The organism is uncultured Actinobacillus sp., assembly GCF_945915845.1.
Taxonomy (GTDB): domain Bacteria; phylum Pseudomonadota; class Gammaproteobacteria; order Enterobacterales; family Pasteurellaceae; genus Exercitatus.
Genome location: NZ_CAMEFX010000072.1, coordinates 1 through 5,796 on the forward strand (window position 1 = coordinate 1; position 5,796 = coordinate 5,796).

Below are 5,796 nucleotides of genomic sequence, written 5' to 3' on the forward strand. Positions count from 1 at the left end.
AGCACAGCCAGCACAGCCAGCACAGCCAGCACAGCCAGCACAGCCAGCACAGCCAATTATAATTAAAAAACGGGTTATTTGACAAGAATTTTAATAATAGAAGATGCCAGGTCGGATAAGCCAGGCAATCGTTTACATAGAAATAAAAAAGGCAGTTCCCCACCACCTTTCTATGATATTTTTCATCGCGAAAATTTGCTTATACAAACTGACTCAGTGCCTTTTCCAAACGTGCCATACCATCTAAAATTTCGGCTTCCGTAATATTTAATGCCGGGGCAAAACGTAACACATTCGGGCCTGCGACTAAAATCATCAAACCGTTTTCTGCACAAGCCGCGACAAATTCACCGGCTTTAGCATGATACTTCTCAATAAGCTCCGCACCAATTAACAGGCCTTCACCACGAATATCAACAAATAAGTTCAATTTTTCATTTAACTGACGTAATTGTGCTTTAAAAAATTCTCCCGAAGCATTCACATTTGCCGAGAATTTTTCATCTGCAATAATATCCACCACTTTCGCCCCCACTGCACAAGCCAAAGGGTTTCCTCCAAAAGTCGTACCATGTACACCCGGCGCAAAACTTTTTGCAATTTCAGTGGTTGTCATCATTGCACTAATTGGAAAACCATTTGCCAACGCTTTTGCTGAAGTCAAAATATCGGGTATCACACCATATTTTTGATAGGCATACAACGCCCCGGTACGCCCTACCCCGGTTTGCACTTCATCAAAAATCAGCAAAGCATTATATTGATCACAAAGTTCACGCAATCCCTGTAAAAAAGCTTTAGTTGCAGGAATCACACCACTTTCACCTTGCACCGGCTCAACAATAACGGCACAAGTATGATCATCAATCACCGCCTTAACCGCGTCCAAATCATTAAATGGCACATGAATAATTCCTGCAGGTTTAGGGCCAAAACCGTCAGAATATTTAGGCTGCCCCCCTACACTTACGGTAAATAATGTGCGTCCGTGGAAACTTTGTTTAAAGGAAATAATATTATATTTTTGTGCGCCAAAATGCTCCACCGCATAACGGCGCGCTAATTTTAATGCTGCCTCATTGGCTTCTGCGCCGGAATTTGCAAACATCACACGCTCAGCAAAGGTATTTTTTACCAGCTTATCACCTAACGCAAGCGTCGTTTCGCTGGTAAACCAGTTGCTTGAATGCCATAATTTTTCACCTTGCTCTTTCAGCACGGCCACCACATCATCATGACAATGCCCCAAGGCATTTACCGCAATACCACTAGTAAAATCAATATACTCACGCCCTTCCTGATCCCATACTCGGCTACCTTTTCCCTTAACAGGAATAAAATTTGCAGGGTTATAATTTTGGATCATCACTTCATTAAATGTTTCGCGAGTATATTGTGTCATTGTGTTATTCCTTATTTGTTAAATTAGATTAGAACCTAGGATAGTCCTTTTTGATTTATTATGCAATTATTTTGCATAAAAATTCATTTAATCCGTGCCACCCACCGTAATTTTTCCGATTTTGCACACTGGCTGACCAACCCCAACCGGGACACTTTGTCCATCTTTACCACACACGCCAATACCGTGATCAATCTCCATCTGATCGCCCACCATTGAAATTTGCTGCATCACTTCAATACCATTCCCAATCATGGTCGCCCCTTTAACAGGTTTGGTGATTTTTCCTTTTTCAATCAAATAGGCTTCGGACATAGAAAAGGTAAATTTCCCCGAAGTAATATCCACTTGCCCACCCCCAAAGTGCGGTGCAAAAATACCATATTCTACAGAGGCAATAATATCATCAAACTGACTTTCGCCAGCTAGCATATAAGTATTTGTCATACGCGGCATTGGCAGATGAGCATAACTTTCACGGCGACCATTTCCTGTAGGCTTCATGCCCATTAAACGAGCATTCATTTTGTCTTGCATATAACCTTGCAAAATACCATCTTTTATCAACACGTTACATTGACTTGGCGTACCTTCGTCATCCACAGTAATCGAACCGCGGCGGTTTGGTAATGTGCCATCATCTACAATAGTACATAACGGTGATGTGACGAGTTCCCCAATTTTACCCGTAAATAGAGAGCTTTCTTTACGATTAAAATCCCCTTCTAAACCATGGCCAACAGCTTCATGCAACAACACCCCGGGCCAACCGGCGCCTAACACCACAGGCATTAAACCTGAAGGTGCTGCAACTGCGCTAACATTCACCAATGCCTGACGAACCGCTTCTTTCGCAAAATATTTCGCACGCATTTCCCCTTGGAAATCTTCAAAAAACCATGCCAAGCTCATACGACCGCCCACACCTGACGAGCCACGTTCACGCTTACCATCTTTTTCCACCAATACCGAAATCGACAAGCGAATTAAGGGGCGAATATCAGCAGCTAACGTGCCATCAGTAGCCGCCACAAGCATTTCTTCATAAAGTGCGGTCAAATTTGCCGTCACTTTCGTCACATAAGGGCTTTCCGCACGCGCTGTGGCATCCACCAAACGCAACAAATCAATCTTTTGGGCTTTTGAAAGCGTGTCTAACGGATTAATCACGGCATAGCGTTGCACCACATTCACTTCATTAAAACGCAACGGCTTCAAAATCGTCCCTTGGCTTGGCGTAGCGATCCCTTTCACCGCATTAGCACATTGTTGCAAATTCGCCAAATTAATTTGATCGGAATAAGCAAAACCTGTTTTCTCGCCTGACACCGCGCGCACACCCACACCACGGTCAATATGAAAACCGCCCTCTTTAATGATGCCATCTTCTAATACCCAGTTTTCATCTTGGCTAAGTTGGAAATAGAGATCGGCATAATCAATGTGGCGATGTGACATTAAATCAAAGGTATTTTGAAGATCGCTAAGATCGAGATTGCTTTGAGTAAGCAAGGAATTTTGTGTCATTTTTAACATGGTTTTCTCGTTAATCTAAATAGAATTCTGCCGTTGGCAATAAAAGTGCGGTGGATTTTATCACAGTTTTAAATATGGAAACACAGCCTAACCAATGGCTTTCAAATACTGTACGAGCGAAATATTTTTCGCCCCCAATCAATCACAGGCACATCAGGGCAAAAAATATTTTGCCCCTACATGTTGTTTTTTCATCCATCCTGCGCCGTTTTTGCGTTCTCGGACAGGGATAAACCCTGTCCCTACGATGTATGGCGATGACACCGACAACGCCTATGACGTAATCGATTAGACATGAACTGTACGGGCGAAATATCTTTCGCCCCAAAACAATCACAGGCACATCAGGGCCAAAATAGGTTGCCCCACACAACCCCCCATAGAAATAGGCGCGTTATGTTACCTATAATCAAATAAAAAGTTACATTTAATGTATTTACATGTTACTATAAACATAAAATTAAGTGACCTATAGAGCGATTATTATGAATGATATTTTATGTAAATTACTCGAAATTGTAAAAAATAACCCAACACAAACAGCAGAAGCGATTGCGGAAACCCTCTCTATCACTCGCCAAAGTGCATCAAGAAAGTTAAAGGGCTGGGTAGATGAAAATTTATTAACTGTTTCAGGGCGTGGGCGTTCTACACGTTATGAATTAGTTGAACAAGTTGAATGTTTTACTTTTAACTTATCAGATAATCTTGATGAGTTTCGTGTTTATACTCAAACGCTAGATCCAAAACTAAAAGGATTAAACCCAAATGTACTTGAAATTTTTCAGTACGGTTTTACTGAAATGTTCAATAATGCAATCGATCATTCTTGTGGAACAGAAATTACCGTTGAAATTCGCCAAACACCCATTTCAACGTTTGTGAGTATTACAGATAACGGATTAGGTATCTTTGAGAAAATTCAGAAAGCGTTCGATCTGGTAGATATTCGCCAATCTATTTTTGAATTATCGAAAGGTAAATTAACGACAGATAAAGCCAATCATAGCGGAGAAGGCATTTTCTTTTCTTCTAAAGTGTTTGACTTCTTCTGTATCAACTCAAAAGGTTGGGCATTTGTACATAATGCAGGTGTCATGGATATTATGTACGAACACGATATTGAATACATTGACGGCACAAAGGTTATGTTTGAGTTATCTCATTCATCAACCAAACGCACCAAAGATGTATTCGATCAGTTTGCCATGCCGGATGAATATGCATTTGCAACGACAGTGGTGCCTGTCAATTTAGCAAAACACGAAGGTGAATTTTTAATGTCGCGTTCACAAGCTAAACGACTTGTTGCACGTTTTGAACATTTCCAAAAAGTCATTTTGGATTTCCAAGATGTAACAAGTATTGGGCAAGGTTTTGCCGATCAGATTTTCCGGGTGTACCAAAATGAACATCCAAATGTTCAGCTGTCTGTCATTAATGCAACAGATGATATTAAAGATATGATCCAACGAACAGGCTACAAATTTCAGTAATATCCTACGCCGTTTTTACGTTTTCGGACAGGGATAAACCCTGTCCCTACGGCATATGGCGATTACACCGACAACACCTATAACGTAATCGATTAGATATGAACTGTAGGGACGCCACGCTTGGCGTCCATCAACATAAATCACACTTCGCCTTTGTAATGGACGCCAAGCGTGGCGTCCCTACTAATACCGTTATTTATTTGAGGTTGTCATCAGTCTGAAATCCCACGTATGATGTGGGATTTTTATTTGGGGCGAAATATTTTTCGCCCCTACGATTAATCCATTGAAATCATTGAAAAAAATGTTTTTATCGGGGCAAATTACATTTGCCCCGAATAGGGCGTAATAAACAAAAAGGCAACGATTAACAAAATCATTGCCTTTTCTCTTAAAATAATGCCAGCCGAGACGGTTTTACCGTAAGAACCGCAGAAACCACAGTTTTAACCTTACGTTGGTTCATTCGAACACTGGCTTCAGCGTCAAGCGATAACGCCCTGCTTTAGATAGAACATTGCTTTTCTAAGTCGCTTGCAATTCCTATTATCTCTTGCAGTAACTATATAATATAGACATTTATAAGGTTTTACAATCCCTTTTAATTGTTCCTATATTTTTATTTCCCCAACGGTTTTGTACCGGCAATGGTCTGGCCGGTGTTGCAAGTAAAAGGGTTATCGTACTGTAAGTATCATCGATATTTTCAACGATAACCGCACCTCTTGATGATTTAATAACAGCCGCCTTATAGTGAACCGGTTCAGGATAGATTGGCGTGCGTTTATCCACGAGCTTAATCAGGAAATTAATAAGTTGTCTAACTGTAAAAACACCACGTTTTTGAAGTTCTAACTTACGACCTGCCCATATATGATCTAAGCCATAATTATATTGATGTTTACCGCGATATAACCAAATTTCACCTGCTGTTAAAAATTCGTTTATATCAGGGAAATAACCGATAATATGGACTTCTCGTGTTGGTTCAGTAAATATCATTAGGTATTCATCAACGCTTAAGTCTAAAACATTAACATTCAAACGATAGTTCGAATAAATCATCTTTCGCTTTATTATTTATATCACTACACATTTAAGCACAAATTATCATCTATTTTCTTATACGAGTCTAGAGTCTATTTATCTTTCAATAAAAAGCTACGTTGTTGGAATAATACACATTGTACGGGCAAAAAATATTTTGCCCCTACCATGTTGTTTTTTCATCCATCCTGCGCCGTTTTTGCGTTCTCGGACAGGGATAAACCCTGTCCCTACGACGTATGACGATTACACCGACAACGCCTATGACGTAATCGATTAGATATGAACTGTAGGGACGCCACGCTTGGCGTCCAT

At 40.5% G+C, this 5,796-nt stretch carries 4 protein-coding genes; 1 reads left to right on the forward strand and 3 read right to left on the reverse strand.

Annotated features, from left to right (window positions below; all coding sequences use genetic code 11):
* Window positions 1-199: 199 nt before the first annotated feature.
* Window positions 200-1,402 (reverse strand): aspartate aminotransferase family protein, encoded by a 1,203-nt coding sequence (locus Q0O89_RS10220; RefSeq protein ID WP_293731591.1) that lies wholly within the window; start codon window positions 1,400-1,402, stop codon window positions 200-202.
* 87 nt (window positions 1,403-1,489) lie between these two features.
* On the reverse strand, window positions 1,490-2,938 hold the full coding sequence (tldD, locus tag Q0O89_RS10225) for a metalloprotease TldD (protein WP_293731592.1): 1,449 nt from the start codon (window positions 2,936-2,938) through the stop codon (window positions 1,490-1,492).
* 485 nt (window positions 2,939-3,423) lie between these two features.
* Here tldD and Q0O89_RS10230 point away from each other — a divergent pair, with 485 nt between their 5' ends.
* Window positions 3,424-4,434, forward strand: a complete 1,011-nt coding sequence (locus Q0O89_RS10230) for a DUF4325 domain-containing protein (RefSeq protein ID WP_293731593.1) — start codon at window positions 3,424-3,426, stop codon at window positions 4,432-4,434.
* A gap of 579 nt (window positions 4,435-5,013) precedes the next feature.
* Here Q0O89_RS10230 and Q0O89_RS10235 read toward each other — a convergent pair.
* Window positions 5,014-5,436, reverse strand: coding sequence for a hypothetical protein (locus Q0O89_RS10235; protein WP_293731594.1), 423 nt, complete (start codon window positions 5,434-5,436; stop codon window positions 5,014-5,016).
* Window positions 5,437-5,796 lie beyond the last annotated feature (360 nt).

Bases quoted from the DNA above. Each gene is read 5' to 3' on its own strand.
- Q0O89_RS10235 (WP_293731594.1), bottom strand. From the start codon at position 5,436: ATGATATTTACTGAACCAACACGAGAAGTCCATATTATCGGTTATTTC.
- Q0O89_RS10220 (WP_293731591.1), bottom strand. From the start codon at position 1,402: ATGACACAATATACTCGCGAAACATTTAATGAAGTGATGATCCAAAAT.
- tldD (WP_293731592.1), bottom strand. From the start codon at position 2,938: ATGTTAAAAATGACACAAAATTCCTTGCTTACTCAAAGCAATCTCGAT.
- Q0O89_RS10230 (WP_293731593.1), top strand. From the start codon at position 3,424: ATGAATGATATTTTATGTAAATTACTCGAAATTGTAAAAAATAACCCA.